The organism is Saccharospirillum sp. MSK14-1, assembly GCF_003054965.1.
GTDB lineage: Bacteria > Pseudomonadota > Gammaproteobacteria > Pseudomonadales > Natronospirillaceae > Saccharospirillum.
Window position 1 is genome coordinate 58,745 of sequence record NZ_MIES01000005.1, and the last position, 24,603, is coordinate 83,347.

Here is a 24,603-nt window from a genome sequence, read left to right on the forward strand (position 1 = left end):
CACTAAGCCTAGACCAGGTTGTCATAAATGGGAGATTTGTGGGAAAAAACTCACCCGGCAGGGGCCAGGCCTAACGCCGACAACGGAATGCCAATTTTCTTCAACGCCAATTGCAGCGTCGAGCGAACCAGGCGCGGGTTGTCCAGATGCAGTAGGCCCGCCACCACCTGTTCGGCCCAATCGGTATCAATTTGTCGCAACACCGATTTAACACGCAATAAGTTAGAACTGCTCATCGACAGTTGCCGATAGCCCAGCCCGACCAAAATGACCGCGCCTAACGCATCACCGGCCAACTCACCACACAAACTGACCGGAACCCCGGCATGGTTGCCCGCATCGATCACCACTTTGAGCGCTTTGAGGACAGCCGGATGCAAGGCATCGTAGATGGCGGCAACACGCGGGTTATTGCGGTCGACGGCCAGCAAATATTGGGTCAGATCGTTACTGCCGACGGAAATAAAATCCACCTGGCTGGCCAGTTCGGAAATCAGATAGACCGCGGACGGCACTTCGACCATAACACCCACGTCCGGCACCCGAACCGACAGGCCTTCTTCGTTCAATTCCATCGCCGCCCGATGGATGATCGCCAGCGCTTCTTCGACTTCGCTGACACTGGTCACCATGGGCAGCATGACCTTTAGGTTATTCAGCCCTTCGCTGGCACGCAGCATGGCCCGCACCTGAACCATAAACAGCTCAGGGTGATCGAGCATTACGCGAATACCGCGCCAACCGAGGAAGGGGTTGTCTTCAACGATGGGGAAATAGGTCAGGCTTTTATCGCCCCCGACGTCGAGTGTCCGCATGGTGACCGGGCGCGGCGCAAATGCCTCTAACTGAGCGCGATAGATCGCCGCCTGCTCTTCTTCCGACGGAAAGCGCTGGCGCATCATAAAGGGCACTTCGGTCCGGAACAGACCCACACCGTCGGCGCCTCTGTCCTGCGAGCGGAGAATGTCGGTCTGTAAACCGGTGTTAACCAGCAACGTAATGGCCAGCCCATCCCGCGTAGTGCCCGGCTCATCTTTCAGCGATTCAAGCCCGGCCTCACGAGCGGCCTCTTCACGACACACGGCTTCAAAATGTCGGCGTTTTTCATCCGACAGGCGGTAATACAGATGGCCGCGATAGCCATCGATCACCAGCGCCTCGCCCTGTAACGCCTGCCAGGGCAATTCCTGAACGCCCATCACCGTCGGGATATCCAGCGCCCGCGCCAGAATGGCAATGTGGGAGTTGGCGGAGCCGCGAGTACAGACGATGCCGGCAATTTTGGCACCGGTCAGTTCACCAAAGACCGTCGGCGAGATTTCTTCGCCGATGAGGATGGCATCGTCCGGGATGGCCTGAGTCGGTGTTGATTCTTGCAAATAAGCCAGCACGCGCCGGCCCAGATCGCGCATGTCCGCCGCGCGCTCGCGCAAGTAGGCATCGTCCATTTTCTCAAAATGATCGATGTAACCGCGCATCACTCCGGCCAGAGCACTTTGCGCCCACTCACCCTGACGAATGCGCTCGATAACGGCTTCGCCCAAGGCAGCATCATCAAGAATATCGACATACACGTTAAACAGGGCCAACTCTTCCGGGCGCAGCTCGATCTGCAATTTATCCCGGGTGGCGCGCAGTTCAGTCCGGACGCCGCCCAGCGCCTGATGAAACAGGGCCACCTCAGCTTCGATGTCGTCAGTTGGGCGATAGCGCACGGCTTTTAGATCGGCAGGCGGCAACAACACATGCCCCTGACCGATGGCAACACCCTGCGCACCGGGCACGCCCTGGAAGCGCACATCGGTTTGCTCATCACCCAGCAAGTTCAAGCCTGACAGGGCTCCGGTGGCTTCAGCGTGGGCAATGACACCCGCCAGCTGAGCCGACAACGTCACCAGGAAGGCTTCTTCTTCATCGCCAAAGCGACCGGCTTCGGTTTTCTGGATGGTCAACACACCGAGCAATTTACGGTGGTGAATAATCGGAACCGCTAAGGTGCCTTTGTAGGGCTCTTCGCCCAGGCCAGGCACCAGATGATAATTAGGATGGCGAGTGGCATCGCCCAGATTGATCGGCTCTTCACGCTTGCCGACCAAACCGATCAGGCCCTGATTCTGAGTGAGCGTCAGCTTGCCAATGGCGTCAGCACTCAAGCCGTCGGTGGCCATCAAGACGTAACGTTCGACATGCGCATCCCACAGGAATACCGAACACACCTGCACTTCCATACCGGCGCGAATGCGGCCAACCAGAGTGCGCAGAGAACTTTGCAGATCCCGCGCGCTGTTGACTTCTTCGACTACCTGGCGAAGCAGGTGCAACATGTCAGCCACGAATACGCTGCTCCCGATTGATGCGTGGTGCCAATTCAGCCAACGCCTGCCGGTAAACCGACCGCTTGAACGACACGACCTTGGCCAGCGGGTACCAGTAAGACACCCACTGCCAGCCATCGAATTCCGGGTCATCGCTGCCATTAAGCTGAACGTCTTCATCGGCGCACAGCATGCGCAGCAAAAACCACTTTTGTTTTTGTCCGATACAGATGGGCAGGGCGTTATAACGAATCATGCGTTTGGGCAGGCGGTAACGCAGCCAGTCGCGGGTGCAGGCGAGGACTTCAACGTCGTCCTCACCCAGGCCAACTTCTTCACGCAATTCGCGATAAAGCGCGTCCAGCGGCGTCTCCTGAGCGCGAATACCACCCTGAGGAAATTGCCAAGCATCCTGACCGATACGACGAGCCCACAGAACCTGGTTCTGGCCGTTAGTCAGAATGATGCCCACATTGGGGCGATAGCCATCAGAATCGATCATCGCCACTGCCGCTTTATCGCAGGGCCGGCACGGGGTGCCGGCCGGTTAACCGGGCCCCTGAGGGGTCTGTGGGGGCGACCCTGAAGCCAAACCCCCATGCAGGCATTGTTCCACAAGCCTTGGCAAACACCAAACGGGCGCGCCTGAGACCGCCTGACGCTTGTACCGCCTGGTTAGAATCCGTACTCTTAGCACCCTTGAGCGCCCGTTCTGGGCGCGTTTTGTCTCTAAGGAAGTTGTCTTGACCCTGGCCATTTTTGACCTTGACCAAACCTTGCTAACCGGCGATTCCGATCACGCCTGGGGCGAATTTCTGGTTGAGTCCGGTCTCGTTGATGCGGAAACCGTATTAACCGCCAACGACCAGTTTTTTGCTGACTATCAAGCCGGTCGGCTCGATATTCAGGCTTACCTGCTGTTCGTGCTGGAATTCCTGGCACACAAAGATCCCGCCGAACTGGCCGAACTGCATCGTCGTTTTATGGACGCCAAAATCATCCCCATGATTCAGGCAGGTACTCAGGCGTTGCTCGATAAGCACCGTGATCTTGGTCACACCTTGATGATCATCACCGCCACCAACCGTTTTGTTACCGGCCCTATCGCCCAATATCTCGGCATTGAACATCTGATCGCCTGCGAGGCTGAGCAAGTTAATGGTCGCTACACCGGCCGCCCCGAAGGCGTTCCCAGCTTCCGCGAAGGCAAGGTGACGCGCCTGGAAGCCTGGCTGAAAGAACACGCTGAAACGCTGGACGGTGCCTGGTTTTATAGCGATTCGCACAATGATCTGCCCTTGCTGTCATTGGTCGATCACCCGGTTGCCGTCGATCCAGACGCTCGCTTGCAGGCCGAAGCAGAACAACGTGGTTGGTCCATCATCAGTTTGAGGGAAACACATGCCGAATTTTAAGTGCTCCGGCATTCGACACGGCGCTATCCTGATCGGGCTGGGATTCTTTCTCAGCGCCTGCTCAGACCCCGACCCGGAGGCGATCGAGCTGGAGTCTTTGTTGCCATCAGAAGCCGCCCAGGACGAGACCGTCGACAGCGGACCGCGCTTTGCAGCCGCAGCCGACCTCGTGCGCTCGACGGCGCAACGCCAGGGTGCGTCGCTGATGCAAGCCTGCTCCGATCTTGAGGCAGGCGTCACCGATTTTCTCGCCGAGCCCAACAGCGCCAATCGCGATCTGGCGCGCGCCGCCTGGCATCATTGCTATGAACAATGGAATCGTTTCCGTCCGTTTAATCAGCGCGCGTTCACCGTGACTGAGCAAGCGCAATTCCGCCGCACTGAAAGCCTGATCAATATCCGGCCTTTCCAACCCGGTTATATCGATGGCCTGCCCGACTACCCGTACAGCGGACTCGTGCATGAAAGTGGCTTGGACCTGACCCTGGAAAACCTCGTCGATCAGCATCAAATGATGGATGCCGAATCGCCGTCTCTGGGATTTCCAGTGGTGGAAACATTTCTCTGGCGCGAACCGCTCACCGAATCCTGGTTACCGGTCGCTAACAACGATGCCGCCGTGGTTGAACGCCGCCATCGCTATCTGCGTCTGGCGACCGAACACCTGCTGACGCAACTGCAAAGCGCGGCCAACCGCTGGCAGGGCGAAACCGGCTTTGATGTGCTCACCGAAGAAGGTCAATTGCGGTTGATCTGGCAAAGTCTGCAACGCCTGGCTCAGGTTGAGCTGCTCAGTTACAGCTTTGCCGACGGCACTTTGGACGAAAGCAGCTGGCATCACCTCAGCGCCGAAGCTGGCCAGGGCCGCCGTCATTTGCTGGCGCGTTTGGATGGGATTCAAGCGTTGATGCAAGCGAACGAGGAAGACGCTGGCTCCCTGGCTTCCTGGCTCGACCGTGCCGATACCGACATAACCAGCGACCTGGTCAATGAGCACTTGGCCAATGCACGAACGGCGATATCCGCCCTGCCAGAAGACTATACCTTTGGCGAGATCGACCCGGACACGTGGCAGAGTACCCGTCAGGCAGTGGCTCAAGTCGCAGTCGACTTCAACACGCTGTCACGCCAATTGGGTTTGGATTTATTTACCGAGTAAACCCGTTACTTTGGGTTAAGCAACGTCGGCAATAAATCAGGATCGGACACGGCGACAAACTCGGGGTTGAGCGTATTGGCTTTGCCATACTCCAACGCCGAGCCATCCCACTGCACCAAGGCGCCACCCGCTGCTTCCAAAATGGCTTGTGGCGCTGCGGTATCCCATTCACTGGTCGGTCCCAGGCGCGGATATAAGTCAGCCAGACCCTCGGCCAGATGCATAAATTTCAACGCCGATCCCAACGACTGAGTTTCCACCTGATACCCCGCCGCTTCCAATCGTGGCCGCCACTGTCCTCGCCAGTCGGTACGACGACTGCCGAGCACCCGCACCGCCTCCCCCGAACGACCGGCCCGCAATGGCTGACACTCATCGGGATGACCTATCTGAGGTGCAACTTCTAATCCGCCCCACCAGGCCAATCCTGTCACTGGCTGGTAGAGCATGCCAAACACCGGCTGGTTGTCGTCCATAAAAGCGACGTTGATGACAAACTCGCCGCTGCGATGCAGAAATTCCCGCGTGCCATCCATCGGATCGACCAGCCAATACTGCTGCCAATGGCGTCGTTCTTCCCAGGCAACCACCGCTTCTTCGGACAATACCGGCCGGTCTATCAGCTTAGGTAAGCCCGCCACCAGCGTTTCACTGGCGGCGATGTCGGCGGCCGTCACCGGCGAATCATCGGCTTTATGGTCGGTCTGCCAACGACTGGCATCGCCATAGACCGCCAGAATACGATCCCCGGCGCTTTGCATCAGCCGGTACAGCGACGCGATGCGATCTGGGCCAAATTGAGGATCGAGCGACATAAGAGGACAACTTGCGGTCAGAGTGAACCCTGAGTTTAACACGCCACCCCTTGCAGAAGGCGATCGGGGCCCGCATCTTGGGCGCTTCATGCATCAACAGCGGAATCGGCATGAACGACAGCACGCCGGTGCGGCTCGACAAATGGCTTTGGGCCGCCCGTTTTTACAAAACGCGCAACCTCGCCAAAGAAGCCATTGAAGGCGGCAAAGTGCATTACAACGGTGCTCGAGCCAAACCCAGTCGCACCATAGAAACCGGCGCAACGGTTCGGTTACGTCTAGGCTGGGATGAGATGACGGTGGTGATCGAAGCCATCAGCGACAAACGCCGTGGCGCACCCGAAGCCCGGCTGCTCTACAACGAAACGGCCGACTCGGTAGAGCAACGCGAGCAACGCACTGCCCAGCGCAAAGCCGAACAGGCGCACCGGCTGGCACCGGACCAACGACCGAGCAAAAAACAGCGACGTGATATTCGTCGCCTTAAAGACACTCTTAATACCTGACCGCGGATGACCCGAGTTTCATGAGCAGCCCAGACCAAACGCAACGTTTTCTTTTCGATCAATCGCAGATTCGCGGCGAAATCACCGGCTTAAACCAGAGCTACCTGGACGTGCTGGACAAGCACAACTACCCCGAACCGGTACAACGCCTGTTGGGTGAATTTATGGCAGCGGTGGCATTGCTCAGCGACACACTGAAATTCGAGGGTCGACTGAGCCTTCAGGTGCGCGGTGCCGGTCAGGTGCGCATGTTGATGGCTGAATGCCGTAACCACGAAGCGGTGCGCGCCATCGCTCAGTACACCGACGACTTCAGCGCCCAGGCGCCGCTGTTGGGACAAGGCCAGATGGCGATCACCATCGAACCGGACCAAGGCAAGCGTTATCAAGGTATCGTGCCGATCGATGACGAAGACCAGTCACTCAGTCGCGCCGTGGAAGATTATTTCCGCCAATCCGAACAGATTCGTACCCGGCTTTGGTTGGCGGCCGACGGCCAGCGTGCTGGCGGCGTGTTGATTCAGGCCATGCCGGAATCAGCCAGTGAAGGCAGCCTCGAAAACCCAGACACCGACGCCTGGGATCGGGTTACGCATTTGGCCGACACCCTGACCAACGACGAGTTACTGCAACTCGACAACCAGACCTTGCTGCACCGGTTGTTCCACGAAGAGCAACTGCGTCTGTTTGAATCTCATGAATTGCGCTTTGAATGCACCTGCAGTCGCGAACGCTGCGCCAATGCCATTCTGACGCTGGGTGAGGAAGAAGCACTCAACGTGGTAGAAGAAGAAGGCGTCTTACACAGTGACTGCCAATTCTGCCACCAGCAATACCGCTTTGACCGAGACGACATCACCACGCTCTTTGCAGAGTATCGCCAGAATCTGAACTGAGCCCAGCGCTCAGTTCAGACGGTCCTGACCATCAATTAATCAGCGCCCGCCACCAGGCGTCGGTTTGAATATCACCAACATTGGCCAGCGGCATCGCTTCACCAATGCGCGGTGTCAGCAGTTGCTGGCCGTTGCTTTCGGCAATTGTTGCCAGGCGCTCCAGCGGATCAAACCAGGCGTGCAAGGCCAAATCAAAGGTACTGTTGTGGATAGGAAACAGGCGGCGCGCACCCAGATCACGATAGGCCTGCCAGGTTTCTTCAGGCGTCATGTGCACACCCGGCCAGGCTTGGTCATAGGCGCCGGTTTCCATTAAAGCCAGATCAAACGGACCGAAAGCCGCACCGATGGTTTTAAATCCTGAGAAGTAGCCGCTGTCACCGCTGAAGAAAATTCGCTGTGTTGGCGTTTCAATCACCCACGACATCCACAACGTCATGTTGCGATCAAACAGCCCACGCCCGGAAAAATGCTGCGCTGGCGTTGAGGTAAAACGCACATTGCCAACGGTGGTTTCTTGCCACCAGCGAAACTCCTGAATCTTCTCCGGCGCAACCCCCCAACTCACCAAGGTGGTCGCCACGCCTTCGGGCACCAAAAATTGCGACACTTTGTCTTTCAGTTGGCGAATACTGGCTTTGTCGAGATGATCGTAGTGGTTATGTGAAATCAGCACACCTTTGATGGGCGGCAAGTCGGCTGGGTTCATGGGCAATTCGTGAAACCGTTTCGGGCCGGCCCACTGCACCGGTGACGCTCGCTTGGACAACACCGGATCGGTCAACCACAGATCGCCGTCCAGGCGCAGCAACAATGATGAGTGCCCCAGTCGGTAGAGCTGATCCTCGGCATCCTTCAATAACGCGGCTGCCGACATAGGCTCCACCGGCACGACCCCGGCCTCGGGTTGAGAGCGGTCATCCTTTTCAAACAGGAAGCGCCTGAACATGCGAAAACCGGATGCATTGGGTCGCATCGGGTCGATGTTGGCGTAGCGACCATCGGCGGTATCTGCGGTTGGTTGCGGTGCTGTGAGTTCTCGTGCCATAAAGCCTCCCAACAGAAGTATCACCACGATGGCCATCAGCCATATCCAGCGTTTCATTGGCGAATCTCAGTTGCATCATCAATCAAGGGAAATGCCAGGCAATCACCCGACAACCATAAACTATACGCGCCAGTTTACTTTTCGGATGCACAGAGTAAACCGCTCAGTGTAATATAGTGACTTCTTACCCAGACCGACTGCCTGTTATGACTGTGACCAAAAAACGCCTTAGCGAGCGAAAACACCAGGCCATCCTTGACGCTGCAGCCGAAGAATTTATGGAGTTTGGATTTCAGGGTGCCAACATGGACCGAGTGGCCAGCCGGGCTGAAGTCTCCAAGCGCACCGTCTATAACCACTTTGCCAGCAAAGAAAGCCTGTTTGAGAGCATTACTCGCCAAATCTGGCATCAGGCTCAGACGGCGACCGATGTGCCGTTTCAGGCAGACGTCGCCATCGCCGACCAATTACTGAACATTGCCGAACGCGAGCTGGCCTTGTTGGAATCGCCCCACTACCTGAGGCTAACGGCTGTGGTACTGGCCGAATTTGCCCGGTCACAGGAGTTAGCGACCCAGGCTCGTGATTGGGTAAAGCAGGAGGAGAGCGGTGCACGGCGCTGGATGGATCAGGCGGTAGCAGCAGGACGCCTGAATACAGACGACGCCGAAACCGCCACCACACAATTTTTCAGCCTGATCAAAGGACGGGCATTCTGGCCCCAGATGATTGAGCACGCGCCCATTCCAACCGCCGCGGAACAAGCTCGCATTGCTCAGAGCAGCGTAGCGCTCTTTCTTGATCACTATGGGTTAAAGGATGACCGCTAAGCAACCGGATCACTCAGCGATCAAACAGTGAATCGCCTAACTGATCGATCATCAACCGAGCTTTTACCACGGTAAAATCACAGGCTTCATCCTGACCCGCCACCAAATCGGATCGGATAAAGGTGTGGCGTTTGTCCGCATCGGTCAACGACTCAATGATGCCACTGACCCGGAACTGACCGCCTTCCACCAGCGGCGTTGGTGTAATGCGATAGCCTTTGTATTCGACCGCCTCGCCCTGAACCTGCTGACCACCGGTTGAAGCGGAACTGCTTAACCAATCTTTAATGCGTTTGAACATCGATTGACCCTTCCTACGAGAAATCGGTCGGGATTGTAACGCCTTTGCCGTCAGATGGTGTCAAAAATACGCCTTCGTAGATCACGGGCTTTGAAATCGATTACAAAACTCGAACACACCACGCTGCTGATGTTACCGACGTCCGTGAAGTGTTACCGATTCACACGTCAAGAAGCCGTAAACGAGAATGAAATTGATCGATTATTAATCGAAAGATCGTAACTTATTGTTTTTATTGGTTTTTTAAAACCTGGCACAGCACCTGCTCTATACAACGCACAACGATAAAGACACCCCTCAATAACAACAATAAAGGGGTGAGATAAGAACGATAAGCGCCCATCCAAAAACAAGAATAAGGGCGCTGTTTTTATTTAAGGCCTTCCAAAAACAATAAGAGGGCCCGCTTAACGTCCGCACGACCCTCTCTCATTTGCATCCCCTCAGCGTTATGCCTCGGTTGCTTCAACGCCAGCCGGACAATTCCTGTGTAACAATCGTTTCAAGCATCTCAATGCTGTCATCGCTGTCGTTTAAACAAGGCAAGACCTCACAGGCTTCGCCACCGGCCTCGAGAAATGTTTTACGGCCTTCGATGCCAATCTCCTCCAGTGTTTCAATGCAATCCGACACAAACGCCGGCATCACCACAGCAATGCGCTTAACGCCGTCACCCGGTAACTGCTCAAGCACCTCGGCGGTATAGGGCTTAAGCCAGTCGGTTGGCCCTAATCGGCTTTGAAATGTGACTCGTACACGCTCTTCCGGCCAGCCCAAAGCTTCACGCACCAGACGCGCTGTTTTCTGGCAATGGCAGTAATAAGGATCGCCCAGATCAAAGTATTTTTGCGGCAACCCATGGAAGGAAAACAACAAGACATCCGGTTCCTGCTCCAGCGTTGCCAACTGACTGCGTATGCGTTGGGTCAGCGCCTGAACGTGGGCCGGGTGATCGTACCAGGGATGCGCTACCCGCAATGTCGGCTGCCAACGTTTGGCTTTCAGCGCATCGAAGACAGCATCAGTCACCGAAGCCGTGGTGGTCGCGGAATATTGCGGATAGAGCGGTACAATTAAGAGCCGATCACAGCCTGCGTCGGTTAAGGCATCCAGACGCTCAGAAATGGATGGGTTGCCATAACGCATGGCCCAGTCAACGACCACATCGTCAAAGCGTTGCTGCAACCGCTCCGCCTGACGCCGCGTGTAGTAACGCAGCGGCGATTCATTGCTCTCTTCGAGCCAGATCTTGCGATAAGCCTCGGCCGATTTACGCGGACGGAAGGTGAGTATCGGACCATTCAGCACCGGCCACCACAGCAGTGGATGCAGTTCGATCACCCGGCGATCGGACAAAAACTCTTTCAGGTAACGCCGCACGCTCCAGTAGTCGGTAGCATCGGGTGTGCCGAGGTTGACCAACAAAACGCCTAGACGACCATAGGAGACGGGAGGGTGTTGCGCTGCGTCTTTCATTCACTGCATCCAGAACATGGCGATCATCATAAACACCGATGACGCACAGAAAATTTCACGCCGCTTTCACGGATGATCGGCGATAACGAGCGTTGTATTTTTGATCGTTATACGCCAGAACACCACCGACCTAAAATTGATCGGCCCTATCAAGGCGATGCGGCGCCGCTGAGGCTTTCTGGTACTATTCGTTCAAGCCGCCGTCCAGGATCACTGCCGGCGCGAGCGGCGCCATAATAACAAAGACAAGGCTGCAATCGTGATGAACCCCTGGTCCATCTTTATGCTGGCCATCGCCTATGTGACGCTGCTGTTTGGCTTGGCGCTCTTTGGTGATCGGCAAAAGGAACGTCGCTGGCCAAACTGGGTCAACGCGACCATCTATGCGCTGTCTCTGGCTGTTTACTGTACCAGCTGGACCTATTATGGCGGTGTTGGCCGCGCGGCCAGCAGCGGCTGGGATTTTCTGCCCATCTACCTCGGCCCCATTCTGGTGTTCGTGTTTGGCGGTTCTTTGCTGCACAAGATTGTGAAAATCGGCAAACGCCAGAACACCACCTCCATCGCCGATTTCCTCGCTTCCCGGTACGGCAAACGCAATGGCATTGCCTTGCTGGTCACCGGCATCTGCACGCTGGCCGGTGTGCCGTATATCGCACTGCAATTGAAGGCGGTGTCGACCAGTCTGGAAGTACTGGTTGACCCTGCCTTGATGGTTCAAAACGGCATTACCGATACCGCCCTGGTGGTGGCCATGGCCATGATCGGTTTCGCCACACTCTTTGGCACCCGTCAGGTCAATGTCTCTGAACACCATCGGGGCATGATGTTCGCCATTGCCTTTGAGTCGATCGTCAAACTGGCCGCTCTGATCAGCCTGGCGGTCTTTGTCATTTTTGTGTTCTTCACCGGGCCCAGTGAATTTTCCCAGGTGTATCAGCAACTGGGCCGTTTTGAATGGCACGGCATGTCACTGAACTTTCTGACGCAGGTAATTCTCGCCGCCAGTGCCATTCTGGTTTTGCCGCGACAGTTTCATGTGACCGTGGTCGAAAATACCGACAGAGACCACGTTAAGGTCGCGCGATGGATATTTACCGGCTACCTGATACTGATCAGCCTGGTGATTCTGCCGATCACCACCGCTGGGCTATCGCTGTTTCCCGTCGGCAGTGTGAATGCCGATACCTACGTGCTGTTGATTCCACAGGCCAGCCAACAGAACTGGTTATCAGCACTGATGTTTATTGGGGGTTTCTCGGCATCGACCGCGATGATCGTGATCACCACCCTCACGCTGTCCACCATGCTCAGCAATGACGTGGTGCTGCCGCTGGTTATGCATCGCCGCCTGGCCGAACCTCACGCCCAGGTTGGACCGATGCTGATTCTGCTGCGCCGTGGCGCCATCGTCGCGGTGATTCTTGCCGCCTGGCTGTATCACCATTCCTTTGGCGGCATTGATGAACTCTCAACCATCGGTTTGCTGGCTTTTTCACTGGTCGTACAACTGATGCCGGCGTTGCTCGGTGGCCTGTACTGGACCAAAGGCAATGCCTGGGGCGCTTACGCAGGCATGACCGTCGGCACACTGATCTGGGCCTGGACGCTCATGGTACCCACACTGGTGCGCTCGACCATGCTCCCGGAAGCACTGCTCACCGACGGACTGTTTGGTCTGAGCTGGCTGCGCCCGGAAGCCATGTTTGGATTTGAGTTTTCCGATTCGTTAAGCCACGGCGTTTTCTTCAGCCTGATCGCCAACATCACGCTCTATGTCTGGGTATCACGACGCACTTACCCCAGTCTCAACGACCGCATGCAGGCCACCGCTTATGTGAAAATGGACGAGCATCTGCATCAGCCCGGTCAATTGCCCAAAAAGAGCACCATTCGCGTAGCCGACCTGGTTTCAATGCTGGAGCGTTTTGCCGGGGTCGGCCGCAGCCGCGAACTGGTGGAAGACTTCGAACGCGTCAACCACCTGCAATTGCACGATCAGGAACCGCCGACCCCGGATTTTATTCGTTACGTCGAACGCACGCTTTCCGGTGTCATAGGCGCCAGTTCAGCCCGCGCACTGATGCATTCTGCCTTGTCGGGTCGGCATTTGAATTTTGAAGATGTCGTCACCTTCTTCGATGAAACCACTCAGGCCATCCAGTTCAACCAAAAGGTGCTGTCGGCCACACTGGAAAACATCGATCACGGCGTTTCGGTGATTGATCGTGATATGTGCCTGGTCGCCTGGAACCGCAAATACCTGGAAATGTATTCCTACCCCAAAGGCATGATCCGGGTGGGTGTTCCGGTTGCCAGTCTGGTGCGTTACAACGCCGAGCGTGGCGAATGCGGCCCGGGTTCGCCCGACGAACACGTGCGCCGGCGCCTGGACCACCTCAAGCAAGGCTCCTCGCATCGGTTTATCCGGGTACGCACCGACGGCTCCGTGATCGAGATGCGCGGCAACCCACTGCCCGGCGGCGGCTTTGTTACCACCTTCAACGACATTACCGAATTCGTTCGCGCGCAGGATGAACTGGAAGACGCCAAGAATACGCTGGAACTGCGCGTCACCGAACGCACCGAGGCATTGCGTGAGGAAATCAAAGAACGCGAACGTGCCGAATCGGCACTGCTGGCCGCCAAGAGCGACGCGGAACGCGCCAACGCCAGTAAAACTCGCTTTCTGGCGTTGGCCAGCCACGACATTCTGCAACCGTTAAACGCAGCGCGCCTCTATGCGGCGTCATTGAGTGAGCAATGGCCAGGCGAAAGCACCTTGCTGAAGCTCGACCAATCGTTGCGCACCACAGAAGAACTGATGTCGACGCTGCTGGAAATTGCCCGCCTGGATGGTAACGACGAACCGGTCCAACCGGAGCCGCTGAGCTTAGCCACTCTGTTCGAAAGCATTCGTAACGAATTCACGCCCGTCGCCGAAGAGAAAAACCTCATTCTGCGCGTACGAGCGAGTCACCTGACGGTGATGTCCGTCCCCAATTCGCTGCGCAGGATTCTGCAGAATATGGTGTCCAATGCCATTAAATACACCCGTTCCGGCGGTGTTCTGCTCGGCGCTCGCTTACGCGGCGACCGCGTCGTTATCCAGGTGTGGGACACCGGCCTGGGCATCGATGATCAAGACCTCAAACGCATCTTTCAGGATTTCACCCGCCTCGATCAACACAGTCAGGAAGCCCAAGGCGTCGGTCTGGGGCTGGGCGTTGTGGCTCGACTCAGTCAATTACTGAACCATCCGGTAACGGTGCGTTCTCGCCCAGGCTTTGGCTCGTGTTTTGAAGTCAGCCTGCCTCGCGGCCAGCTCGATCGGGTGGTACCTATGTTGCCCACACTGGCGCGCGAGCAAGGCGATTTTGGATTCCGAGTCCTGGTCATCGACAACGAACCCCAGAATGTGGATGCGCTGGTTACACTGCTGCAACGTTGGGGCTGCCAGACAGATTTCGCCAACCGCTGTGAACAGGCGCTGCAATCACCCCCACCGGACTTGGTCTTGCTCGATTACCACCTGGGCGAAGCCGACACCGGCCTGAGTCTCTATCCGCGCTTGCTCGATCAGTGGGGCGAGAAAATTCCTGGCATCCTGATCACCGCCCATCCTGATGAGCAACTGCGGGGCCAGGCGGAAGCGTTGGGGTTGGGTTTCTTGCGCAAACCGGTCAAACCGGCGGCGTTGCGGGCCTTGTTACGCGCCCGCGTCGGCTAAACAGCCCGGTGCTAGTTCTGTAAGGAAGGATCGGATTCCATCGCCAGGCGGTTGGCCAATATCACGGCCTGGGTGCGATTGAGCACGCCCAACTTGCGGAATATGGCCGTGACATGCGCTTTGACGGTGGCTTCTGAAATGCTCAGATCATAGGCGATCTGTTTGTTCAGACGACCTCGCTGCAATTGCTGCAAAACGCGCAACTGTTGGTCAGTCAGGTCTTGAATGCGCTGAGCAATATCGGCCATCTCGGCGTCGTCTTCACGATCGGGCAAACCATCTGGCCACACTTCGTCGCCCGCCAGCACCTGAGTCACAGCGGCCTGAATATCACGGGTCGAGGTCGACTTGGCAATAAACCCCAGCGCACCCAGCGCCCGGGTTCGGGCGATAATCGCCGGATCGTCACTGCCGGAAATCACCACCAGCGGCACATCAGGGAATTCTTTGCGAATCTGTACCAGACCGAAAAAACCTTCACTGCCGGGCATGCGCAAATCGAGCAGCAGCAGATCGTATTCGTCGCCGGCACTGAGCCTCTGGCGGGTTTCATCAAGCGTCGAAGCCAGGTCGATTCGGCTGTCAGCCAGTTCTCCGGTCTGTAACGCCATGGTCAGTGCATCACGGAACAGCGGATGATCATCAGCAATAAGTAACTGGTAAGACATCAAGGGTTTCCTGGCGCAGAACGGTGAGCGAAGCTTAACGGTGACCGTTCTGTATTATTGTTTTCGTTCGGTCGCAGTTTGACGCTTTTTTTACCAAGTGTGAACCGTGACACATAAAAAAGCCCGGTCAGACCGGGCTTCGAGAGGCGGGCAATGCCCGACAGATGGTTATTTACTGATTCAGACGATGCTCAATCAAATCATCAACCACCGACGGATCGGCCAAGGTCGAGGTATCACCCAGAGCATCGTGCTCATTGGCCGCGATCTTCCGCAGAATACGGCGCATGATTTTACCCGAGCGGGTTTTGGGTAAGCCATCGGCCCACTGAATCAAATCGGGCGAGGCGATGGGGCCAATTTCCTTACGCACCCACTGCACCAGCTCTTTGGTCAGTTCATCCGTCGGTGCAATACCGGCCATGGGACTGACATAGACGTATATGCCCTGACCTTTGACGTCATGCGGATAACCGACCACCGCAGCCTCAGAGACCGCCGGGTGCGCTACCAGCGCACTTTCAATCTCGGCCGTACCAAGACGGTGACCGGAGACGTTCAGAACATCGTCAACGCGACCGGTAATCCAGTAGTAACCATCTTCATCGCGCCGAGCGCCATCCCCGGTGGTGTAGACGCCTTCGTAAGTGCTGAAGTAGGTCTGGATAAAACGTTCATGATCGCCGTAAACGGTGCGCATCTGGCCTGGCCAGGAATCGGTAATGACCAGGTTGCCTTGAACGGCCCCTTCCAGCGTACGGCCAGCGTTATCCAGCAATGCCGGCTTCACACCAAAGAAGGGACGCGTCGCTGAGCCGGGCTTCAGATCCGTCGCACCCGGTAGCGGGCTGATCAAAATGCCGCCGGTCTCGGTCTGCCACCAAGTATCGACGATGGGCAGCTTGGCGTTACCGAAGTTCTGGTGATACCACTCCCAGGCTTCCGGGTTGATCGGCTCACCCACCGAGCCGAGCAGGCGCAGTGACGACAGATCAACGCCTTTGTAAGCTTCATCGCCTTTAGCCATCAACGCACGAATGGCGGTTGGCGCTGTGTAGAGGACATTGACCTTGTGCTTTTCAATCACCTGGCCAATACGCTTGACCGATGGATAGGTCGGCACCCCTTCAAACATCAGTGTCTGGGCTCCATTGGCCAAAGGTCCGTACAGAATGTAGGAGTGACCGGTGACCCAGCCGACATCGGCTGCGCACCAGTAAACGTCGCCGTCTTTGTAATCGAACACGTATTGATGCGTGATCGAGGCATAGACCAGATAACCGCCTGTGGTGTGCAATACGCCTTTCGGTTTACCGGTGGAACCCGAGGTGTAGAGGATAAACAACGGGTCTTCCGCCTTCATTTCTTCAGCCGGGCAATCGTCCGATGCCTGAGCGACGGCATCGTGATACCAGACGTCACGACCGTCCTTCCAATCAACCTTGCCGCCGGTACGACGGACCACCAGCACCTTATCAACACAGTCGGTACCGGCTTGTTCCAATGCTTTATCGACATTGACCTTGAGTGGGACCTTCTTGGCGCCGCGCAAGCCTTCGTCGGCCGTAATCACCACATTGGAGGTACAGTCTTCAATACGGCCGGCCAGGGCATCCGGAGAGAACCCGCCAAAAACCACAGAGTGAATCGCGCCGATACGGGCGCAAGCCAGCATGGCGTAGGCCGCTTCCGGCACCATGGGCATGTAGATGGTCACCCGGTCGCCTTTCTTCACGCCCAGGTCTTTCAGCGCATTCGCCAGGCGGCAGACGTGACCGTGTAATTCGCGATAGCTGATGGTTTGTTTTTCATCGGTCGGCTCGTCCGGCTCGAAAATAATGGCCGGCTGGTTACCGCGAGTTTCCAAATGGCGATCGATGCAGTTGTAAGCAACGTTCAGCGTGCCATCGTGGAACCATTTGATGTGCAGGTCGTTTTTGTCGAAGCTGACGTCTTTAACCTGAGTGTAGGGTTTGAACCAGTCCAGCCGTTGCCCCTGTTCACGCCAGAAGCCTTCGTTGTCATCGACTGACTGCTGATAGAGGCGCTGGTAATCGTCGCTTTTGATCAGTGCCCGATCGCGGGCTGCACTGGGCACCGGATAGACTTTGCTTTCCATTTTGTTTCCCCTGTTTTTGTTCTAAGTTCAGTCTTAGGGACTACATTGTTGTGCTGCGTTGTCGACTCACAATGAGACATTAGTCGATCCGCATTTAAAGCCCGGTCAATCGCCGGGCCATCGGCCTAAGCCACCGCTGCATTTTTACTCAGCGATACCAGCGCTCAGCCATCTTCTTCGGTCTCCTGATAATTCTCAAACAGCTGTTTAAGTGCGGCCTGGGCACGACCATTCACCGTGTCTTTCGGGAACAGGCCGCTGCTGTCCATTTGCCCGGGTGTTTGACCCGTTAACATCTCCAATGCCTGATATACGTGACGCACGGCCAAAATACGGAACTGACCGGCCTCGACGGCGTCAATCACCGCTTTACGCAACATCAGATGCTTAAGGTTATCCACCGGAATAATAACGCCTTCCTGACCGGTCAAACCACGCTGCTCACAGAGTTTGAAAAAGCCTTCGATCTTTTCGTTAATGCCACCGACCGCTTGCACTTCACCCAACTGATTCATCGAACCGGTAATAGCCAAACATTGTTGCACGGGCGCTTGTGCAATGGATGACAAGAGCGCGCAATATTCCGCAACGGTTGCGCTGTCACCGTCAACATGACCATAACTTTGTTCCATGGCGATGTGAGCGGACAGTGTCAACGGAAAACGCCGGCCGAAATCGTGCCCTAAAAAGCCGCCGAGAATCATCACACCTTTAGAGTGAATGGCCTGACCAAGCTCAACTTCACGCTCAATATCGACCACGCCTTTCGCGCCAACATGGACCGTCGCGGTGATGCGTGCCGGAGAACCAAAACGGCTTTCACCAATTTCCATCACGGTCAGACCGTTAACGCACCCCACTCGCTCACCGGTGGTATCAATCAGAACGGTTCCTTCCTGAATCTCCGTCAGCATCTGATCGGCAATACGACCATTGCGATATTCTGCAGCAGTGAGTGCTCGCTCAACGTGCTCGTAATCAATCACTTTGGCTTCATCGTGACGACACAAAAAATCAGCTTCAGCGAAAACTTTAAAGACTTTGATCACCTGAGCTGACAACCGACCCTGGTGTTCGGCTTCGCGCAAACTGTACTCAATTAATCGTTCCAGAGCGCTGCGCGTTAATGGCCTCAAACCTTTGTCTTCACCATAGGCTTTAATGCGCAGAATGAGGTTATCGACAGTTTCTTGATTGCGCGGAATAAAATTATCGAAATCGACAGGTACCCGAAACAGTTCATTAAATTCCGGATCCCACTCTTGCAGCTGATAATAAATATCGCGCGAACCAAGCAGAATAATTTTCACGTTCAACGGAATGCTCTGCGGACTGAGCGTCACCGAGTGCATCAAGCTGGCGTCGATAAAGGGCGACTCCATTTTCAGTTCGCGCGTTTTCAGAGCCAGCTTCAATGCGTCCCAAGCAAAGGGTTCAATCAATAATTTTTCAGCATCCAATATCAAATAACCGCCATTGGCTTTGAGCAAACTGCCTGGGCGAATTAATTGGAAATTGGTGACCGGCATACCTTGTTGAGTCGCGTACTCAATGCGACCAAAAAGGTTCTGATAAGTCGGCAGCATTTCATAAACAACCGGCACACCGGCGTTCATTTCACGCTGTGTTAACAGGTTCGGTTTCAGATACGCCTGCAGCGCCTGTTTACGCTCCTGATCACTGCGCGCTTCCAAGCCTAATTCATCGGCATAAAGCTCGAGAATTAATGGTGGTAAGTGCGTTTTAATGGCGCGCAAATATCGCAAAACACTGAGCTGGCTTTGGTATTTTACTTCCAGCTCTTTGAGCATGGGTTTAATGGCTTGCTGCACCGTTTCAGTGTTCAGCTGACGCAACTGTTCCGAGGTATTACGGCGCCAGGTCGGCAGCTCAAGCAGCTGCTCGTTGAGGTATTCTTCAATTTCACCAATGCGCTTTTGGAACTCAGTGCGCAGGTCTTCCGGCAATTGGGCAAACTCGGTTTCATCCAAGGCTTTGCCATCAATGACCGGCAGCAGCATGACGCTGTTCGAATCGGAAACTACGGCCACGTCCTGCTGGTTGGCGAAACGTTCGACCGTTGCCATGGCGGCGTCGTACTTTTGATTAAAACCACGATCGAGGGCGGTGCGCTTGCGCTGATACGTTGGGTTTTCAAACGCCGCCGGGAAGGTGTCCATCAGGTCTTCGATGAAGCTGTTGATTGCTTTCGACAAGTCTTCGCCACGAGCCGCAGGCAGCTCCAACGTCATTGGCTCGCGCGGGGTTTCGAAGTTGTTGATATAGGCCCACTCGGAGGGGGCCGCCTGGCTTTCGGCCAAATCCTTAACGTAGTTCGAGACCAGCGATTGCCGTCCGGTGCCCGATTCACCCATCACATAGAGGTTGTAACCGGTCCCGCGCATGGCGATGCCGAATTCCAGGGATTCCTTGGCGCGCGGCTGCCCCAGAAAACCGCTGTTTCCTTCGAGGTCTGCTGTGGTTTCGATATTCAGATGACTCAGGTCGACCTGAGCCTTGAGTTGATGCGCCGCCAAAGGGCGCAAGGAAGCGGAGTCGTACTGAGACATGGAGGTCCTTCAGCGGGCAGTGCCCGACGTCAAACGGCTACCTCGCCCTTGATGTGCGGGTGGGCCTGATAGTCGAGGATTTCGAAATCTTCGAACCGATAGTCAAACAGACTGGCCGGTTTTCGGTGAATCGACAAGCGTGGCAACGGGTATGGTTCACGGGTCAGTTGCAGATCGGTTTGTTCGGCGTGGTTCGAATAGATATGCACATCGCCACCACTCCAGACGAAATCACCAACGTCCAGACCCACTTGTTGCGCCATCATATGGGTCAGCAATGCGTAGGAGGCAATGTTGAACGGTAAGCCAAGGAAAACATCGCAAGAGCGCTGATAGAGCTGGCAACTGAGCCGGCCATCGGCCACATAGAATTGAAACAAACTGTGGCAGGGTGGCAGGGCCATCTGGTCGACATCGGCCGGATTATAAGCCACCACCAGCATGCGGCGACTGTCCGGGTTGGTCTTGAGCGTATTCAACACTTGGCTGATCTGGTCAATGGTGTCGCCATCCGGCGTACGCCAGCTGCGCCATTGCTGGCCGTAAACCGGTCCCAAATCGCCATTCTCGTCAGCCCATTCGTCCCAGATTCGGACACCGTTTTCCTTCAGATAGCGAATATTGGTATCACCGCTGAGGAACCACAGCAGCTCATGAATGATCGAGCGCAGGTGCAGCTTTTTCGTGGTCACCAACGGAAAGCCTTGCTGCAGATCAAAGCGCATCTGGTAACCGAACACACTGTTTGTGCCGACGCCGGTGCGGTCTTCTTTCGTCGCCCCGTGCGCTTTGATGTGACGGATCAAATCCAGGTATTGCTTCATGCCTTCTTGCCTTTTTGTACCGCTGCGTCGGTTTCATAAACGGGTTTACGATAAGCCCAGACCAACATGCCAATGCCGATCAGAATCATAGGAACGGACAACAGCATGCCTTGAGTCACAAAGCCTAACGCCTGGAAGCCCAGATGAGCATCGGGTTCGCGGAAGAATTCAGCTGCAATACGCAGTACCCCGTAGCCAATCATAAAGAAACCCGATACGGCCATACGCGGACGCGGTTTGCGGCTGAACCACCACAACACCAAAAATAAAACCAGGCCTTCGCCGGCCATCTGATAGAGCTGAGACGGATGGCGCGTCAGGCCATCAACCTGAGGAAAGATCATGCCCCAGGAAACGTCCGTCGACCGGCCCCAAAGTTCGCCATTGATGAAGTTACCCAGACGACCGAAAAACAAGCCTGGTGGCACCAGAGGTGCGACAAAATCGCCCACCGTGAAAATGGCCATGTTACGGCGTTTGGCAAAGAGGATGACGGCCACAGCAACGCCAATAAACCCGCCATGGAAACTCATGCCACCGTCCCAGATGCGGATTAGATAAAGCGGGTTCTGGAAGAACAGATCCAAATGGTAGAACAGGACATAGCCAATACGGCCACCGAGCACAATGCCGAGGACAATATAGAACAGCAGGTCACTGACCTGTTCCGGTGTAAAACCACGCCAGCTTTGGCGCTTGGCACGCCATATGCCTAAGTACAGCCCGGCCACAAAGCCAAGCAGATACATCAAACCATACCACTGCACCTGGATTGGTCCCCAGATATGCAGCGCAACCGGATCAAATTGCGGGTGAATCATCGGCGCGTCCTCAATGCTGAAGACGGCATCATACCAGAGGCGCTATGGCGCTCCTATGACTGCCGTCCTCAGTTTCGCCGAGCGATTCAACGACCGAAACGATCCCGATCGTGGGGCGCATCGAAGCTCAGCTGAGGCCCTTTTGGCACAACCCGATGCGGATTGATGGTGTCGTGGCTGTAGTAGTAGTGCCGCTTGATGTGAACCAAATCGACCGTTTCAGCGATGCCTGGCTGCTGATACAGATCGCGAACGTAGTTTTGCAAGTTCGGGTAGTCAGCAATACGACGCAGATTGCACTTAAAGTGGCCGATATAGACCGCATCAAATCGAACCAGAGTGGTAAATAAACGCCAGTCCGCTTCGGTAATTTGATCGCCCGCCAAATAACGCTGTTGAGACAGTCTGTCTTCCAACCAATCCAGGCTTTCAAACAGGTCATTAAAAGCCGCTTCATAGGCATCCTGGGTGGTCGCAAAGCCGGCCTTGTAAACACCATTATTAACGGTGTGATACACGCGTTCGTTCACTTCATCGATGATGTCACGCAGTGATGCTGGGTAATAATCCAAGGTATTGCCGGTAATACCATCGAAGGCAGAGTTGAACATGCGGATGATTTCGGCACTCTCGTTACTGGCAATGGTTTGTTGCTGTTTGTCCCACAATACCGGGACGGTAACGCGGCCGGTGTAATCCTCTTTGGCTCGCAGATACAGCTCGTAATGACGCTTGAGCCCGTAGAGGTCGTCGCCGATTGGCGTAGCGCTGGGCAATTCGGGACCATCATAGACCCAGCCGTCCTCCAGCATATCCGGGTGAACAACGGATACACCAATGTGCGACTCGAGCCCTTTCAGTTTGCGAAAGATCAGCGCGCGATGCGCCCAGGGGCAGGCCATGGAAACATAGAGGTGGTAACGACCGGACTCGGCCATGAACCCGCCGCGACCGGATGGACCTGGCTCGCCATCGACCGTCACCCAGTTACGAAAATAGGCGTCTTCGCGCTGAAACTTGCCCCCTGTCTTGCTGGTGTCGTACCAGCGATCTTGCCATTGTCCGTTAACCAAAAGACCCATCTTATCCTCGCTTCAGCACCCTTAGACGCACTGACTGATCGATTTATTCATTATCCTCAGGCTATGTTAGTTCCGATGCGTTGTAATCACAGCAGAACATCCTGACGCTGGCCTTCAGAATATTTGAAGCGCTGCGTAAGGACGTTACGAGCAAGCTGAACTATGCTTACGGCAAAGCTGATGAAGTTGCGTTGCATAGAATGGATGTTCAGACAATCCTGAACGAAACGCTGGATGCGACTCAGGTGGGGATTAATATCTGCGACCCTCAGGATCGACTGATTTATTGCAATCCCGCCTGTGCCCAGTTGTTTAATCTTCCTGTCGAAGGCGTGCTTGGCCGTTCCTGGTATGACGTCATGCGTCATTGCTACTATGGGGACGGCACCTTAGCGATCGATACCGACGACATAGAAGGCTGGCTTGAGACGGCTCGTCAAAAACGCCAATTCAACCGCTACCGTACCTTCGAAATGGACACACGTGATGGCCGCTGGTTTCTCTGCTCGGAATACCGCCACCCTTCCGGTTGTTTAGTTTTTCAGGCGACGGAAAACACCCGCCAGAAGCGATTGGAACTACAATTGGTCGAGACCAAACGGCAACTTGAAGAACTGGTCAGTCACGACGACCTGACCGGCCTGCATAACCGACGTTTTTTTCTGGAAGAATTACATCGCACCCTGACGCAACAAGACGGCTTACCGGGTGATTCCAGCTTGTTGATGATCGACTTAGATTTTTTTAAATCGATCAACGACAACTTCGGCCACGCCAGTGGCGATCAGGTGTTAAAAGAATTCAGTTATCTGCTTCCGGACCTACTACGGCCCTATGATCAGGCAGCACGGATCGGTGGCGAAGAATTTGCTGTATTTCTGCCCGATACCCAGGCTCAGGAAGGGCACCGAATCGCAGAACGAATTCGTAAAACGGTTGGTGAGCATCGCTGGTCTGGTTTTGAAGCAGATTTCCGTCTGACATTGTCCATTGGCGGCATCAGTTGCAAGCCCGGCTCTGTCGCCCCCGACGAACTGCTTGCCCGGGCCGACAAGGCACTCTATCAAGCTAAATCGGAAGGCCGTGACCGAGTCATTTGGGAAGGTTACCCCTAAAACCAAAAAAGGCGGCCTAAGCCGCCTTTTTAGTGCTCAACATCGCTTTATTGAACGGATGCCAGCATATGATCCACTGCGGCCTGAACTTCTTCATCACTCAGGCTAGCATTACCACCTTTCGCAGGCATGGTATTAAAACCGTTAATGGCGTGGTCGTAGAGCGTTTCAACGCCTTTATCGATACGTGCCGACCAGTCTCCAGCATTGCCCAAACGCGGCGCGTTGAGCACGCCACTGCCATGACAGGCAGCGCAGACATTAGAATAGACTTGGTCACCACTCATCGGACCCTCATTCGCTGAGGAAGCCGCAGCAACATTAGCCGTTTCACAGGGCTGCCCCTCAATGCAGACATTACCGGCAGGGGTCAAACGATCACGCACCTGGTCTTCATACGACTCGCCCCAGGCCAAGCCAGCTAACAATGTGAAGGTCATCAGCACTAGCAGTTTTTTCATTATCGGACCTGCATCTTTAGGTATTCGAAGGTGGCGCAAGTATAACCAGTAACGGGGCCGTTGAAAAACCGGAACATTGGTCTATCGCGCACCGCAGTAGAGCAGGGCAGTGAATGAGTTAAGGCTGTGAACTTCGAGTCCAAAAATGTCGAGTCGTCGAACCGCCCGAGCCATCTCTGACCGGGGGTTCGCAGACGATGACCCGGGCGGCGTTCCGCTGGGCGGCATCCCGCTGGGCGGCACTCCGCTACTCGTAGAGGAGGTCATCGTGGTGCCTGTGTTGCAGACAATAAAAAACCCCGAACCATCTCTGGTCCGGGGCGGTATTAAAAGCTTGACGATGACCTACTCTCACATGGGGAAGCCCCACACTACCATCGGCGAGGCTGCGTTTCACGACTGAGTTCGGCAAGGAGTCAGGTGGTTCCACAGCTCTATGGTCGTCAAGCAAA

20 protein-coding genes and 1 rRNA gene are annotated in these 24,603 nt (G+C 55.4%); 7 read left to right on the forward strand and 14 right to left on the reverse strand.

The genetic code is table 11. From position 1 onward, the window contains the following. Positions 1-50 precede the first annotated feature (50 nt). Together ptsP and BGP77_RS01445 are read right to left on the reverse strand one after the other, a co-directional pair. The gene (gene ptsP, locus BGP77_RS01440) at positions 51-2,324 is read right to left on the reverse strand and encodes a phosphoenolpyruvate--protein phosphotransferase (protein ID WP_108162960.1); all 2,274 of its coding nucleotides are present in this window, start codon (positions 2,322-2,324) and stop codon (positions 51-53) included. 1 nt (position 2,325) lies between these two features. Next, the gene (locus tag BGP77_RS01445) at positions 2,326-2,817 is read right to left on the reverse strand and encodes an RNA pyrophosphohydrolase (RefSeq protein WP_108162961.1); all 492 of its coding nucleotides are present in this window, start codon (positions 2,815-2,817) and stop codon (positions 2,326-2,328) included. Between the two features lie 241 nt (positions 2,818-3,058). Here BGP77_RS01445 and BGP77_RS01450 point away from each other — a divergent pair, with 241 nt between their 5' ends. Then, positions 3,059-3,730 carry an HAD family phosphatase gene (locus tag BGP77_RS01450; RefSeq protein WP_108162962.1) on the forward strand — a complete coding sequence of 224 codons (672 nt, stop codon included), beginning with the start codon at positions 3,059-3,061 and terminating at the stop codon, positions 3,728-3,730. Continuing rightward, positions 3,717-4,889, forward strand: a complete 1,173-nt coding sequence (locus BGP77_RS01455; protein ID WP_108162963.1) for an imelysin family protein — start codon at positions 3,717-3,719, stop codon at positions 4,887-4,889. The genes BGP77_RS01450 and BGP77_RS01455 overlap by 14 nt, the downstream gene beginning before the upstream one ends. Before the next feature lie 5 nt (positions 4,890-4,894). Here the strand turns inward: BGP77_RS01455 and BGP77_RS01460 are convergent, their stop codons facing one another. Continuing rightward, the gene (locus BGP77_RS01460; RefSeq protein WP_158269235.1) at positions 4,895-5,704 is read right to left on the reverse strand and encodes a 3'(2'),5'-bisphosphate nucleotidase CysQ; all 810 of its coding nucleotides are present in this window, start codon (positions 5,702-5,704) and stop codon (positions 4,895-4,897) included. Between the two features lie 110 nt (positions 5,705-5,814). On the opposite strand from BGP77_RS01460, the gene hslR reads away from it, so the two are divergent. Together hslR and hslO are read left to right on the forward strand one after the other, a co-directional pair. After that, on the forward strand, positions 5,815-6,210 hold the full coding sequence (gene hslR / locus BGP77_RS01465; RefSeq protein WP_108162965.1) for a ribosome-associated heat shock protein Hsp15: 396 nt from the start codon (positions 5,815-5,817) through the stop codon (positions 6,208-6,210). Positions 6,211-6,230: 20 nt separating this feature from the next. Next, complete coding sequence (gene hslO, locus BGP77_RS01470) at positions 6,231-7,106, forward strand: Hsp33 family molecular chaperone HslO (RefSeq protein ID WP_108162966.1); 876 nt, start codon at positions 6,231-6,233, stop codon at positions 7,104-7,106. A 31-nt stretch (positions 7,107-7,137) separates the two neighbouring features. Here the strand turns inward: hslO and BGP77_RS01475 are convergent, their stop codons facing one another. After that, positions 7,138-8,211 (reverse strand): MBL fold metallo-hydrolase, encoded by a 1,074-nt coding sequence (locus tag BGP77_RS01475; RefSeq protein ID WP_108162967.1) that lies wholly within the window; start codon positions 8,209-8,211, stop codon positions 7,138-7,140. 149 nt (positions 8,212-8,360) lie between these two features. Between BGP77_RS01475 and BGP77_RS01480 the strand changes: the two genes are divergently transcribed. Further along, on the forward strand, positions 8,361-8,984 hold the full coding sequence (locus BGP77_RS01480) for a TetR/AcrR family transcriptional regulator (protein ID WP_108162968.1): 624 nt from the start codon (positions 8,361-8,363) through the stop codon (positions 8,982-8,984). Between the two features lie 13 nt (positions 8,985-8,997). Here the strand turns inward: BGP77_RS01480 and BGP77_RS01485 are convergent, their stop codons facing one another. Together BGP77_RS01485 and hemH are read right to left on the reverse strand one after the other, a co-directional pair. Then, positions 8,998-9,285, reverse strand: coding sequence for an HlyU family transcriptional regulator (locus BGP77_RS01485; protein WP_108162969.1), 288 nt, complete (start codon positions 9,283-9,285; stop codon positions 8,998-9,000). Positions 9,286-9,750: 465 nt separating this feature from the next. Then, positions 9,751-10,761: a ferrochelatase gene (hemH, locus tag BGP77_RS01490; RefSeq protein ID WP_108162970.1), complete on the reverse strand. Its 1,011-nt coding sequence runs from the start codon at positions 10,759-10,761 to the stop codon at positions 9,751-9,753. 262 nt (positions 10,762-11,023) lie between these two features. On the opposite strand from hemH, the gene BGP77_RS01495 reads away from it, so the two are divergent. After that, positions 11,024-14,491 carry a PAS domain-containing hybrid sensor histidine kinase/response regulator gene (locus BGP77_RS01495; protein ID WP_108162971.1) on the forward strand — a complete coding sequence of 1,156 codons (3,468 nt, stop codon included), beginning with the start codon at positions 11,024-11,026 and terminating at the stop codon, positions 14,489-14,491. 11 nt (positions 14,492-14,502) lie between these two features. Here BGP77_RS01495 and BGP77_RS01500 read toward each other — a convergent pair whose 3' ends face one another. The 6 genes from BGP77_RS01500 to BGP77_RS01525 form a co-directional block, all read right to left on the reverse strand. Further along, positions 14,503-15,159: a response regulator transcription factor gene (locus tag BGP77_RS01500; protein ID WP_108162972.1), complete on the reverse strand. Its 657-nt coding sequence runs from the start codon at positions 15,157-15,159 to the stop codon at positions 14,503-14,505. Between the two features lie 172 nt (positions 15,160-15,331). Beyond that, positions 15,332-17,278 carry an acetate--CoA ligase gene (gene acs, locus BGP77_RS01505; protein ID WP_108162973.1) on the reverse strand — a complete coding sequence of 649 codons (1,947 nt, stop codon included), beginning with the start codon at positions 17,276-17,278 and terminating at the stop codon, positions 15,332-15,334. Between the two features lie 164 nt (positions 17,279-17,442). Then, complete coding sequence (locus BGP77_RS01510) at positions 17,443-19,848, reverse strand: Lon protease family protein (protein ID WP_108162974.1); 2,406 nt, start codon at positions 19,846-19,848, stop codon at positions 17,443-17,445. Positions 19,849-19,877: 29 nt separating this feature from the next. Further along, complete coding sequence (gene thyA, locus BGP77_RS01515) at positions 19,878-20,672, reverse strand: thymidylate synthase (RefSeq protein WP_108162975.1); 795 nt, start codon at positions 20,670-20,672, stop codon at positions 19,878-19,880. Then, on the reverse strand, positions 20,669-21,493 hold the full coding sequence (gene lgt, locus BGP77_RS01520; RefSeq protein ID WP_108162976.1) for a prolipoprotein diacylglyceryl transferase: 825 nt from the start codon (positions 21,491-21,493) through the stop codon (positions 20,669-20,671). The genes thyA and lgt overlap by 4 nt, the downstream gene beginning before the upstream one ends. Before the next feature lie 86 nt (positions 21,494-21,579). Next, entirely contained in the window at positions 21,580-22,575 is a 996-nt protein-coding gene (locus BGP77_RS01525) for a glutathione S-transferase family protein (protein ID WP_108162977.1), read from the reverse strand. Between the two features lie 200 nt (positions 22,576-22,775). Here BGP77_RS01525 and BGP77_RS01530 point away from each other — a divergent pair, with 200 nt between their 5' ends. Then, positions 22,776-23,690 (forward strand): diguanylate cyclase, encoded by a 915-nt coding sequence (locus BGP77_RS01530; protein ID WP_108162978.1) that lies wholly within the window; start codon positions 22,776-22,778, stop codon positions 23,688-23,690. Between the two features lie 47 nt (positions 23,691-23,737). Here the strand turns inward: BGP77_RS01530 and BGP77_RS01535 are convergent, their stop codons facing one another. Both BGP77_RS01535 and rrf read right to left on the reverse strand, forming a co-directional pair. Continuing rightward, complete coding sequence (locus BGP77_RS01535; protein WP_108162979.1) at positions 23,738-24,151, reverse strand: cytochrome c5 family protein; 414 nt, start codon at positions 24,149-24,151, stop codon at positions 23,738-23,740. 332 nt (positions 24,152-24,483) lie between these two features. Continuing rightward, positions 24,484-24,599, reverse strand: a 5S ribosomal RNA gene (gene rrf / locus BGP77_RS01540). Positions 24,600-24,603: the final 4 nt, after the last annotated feature.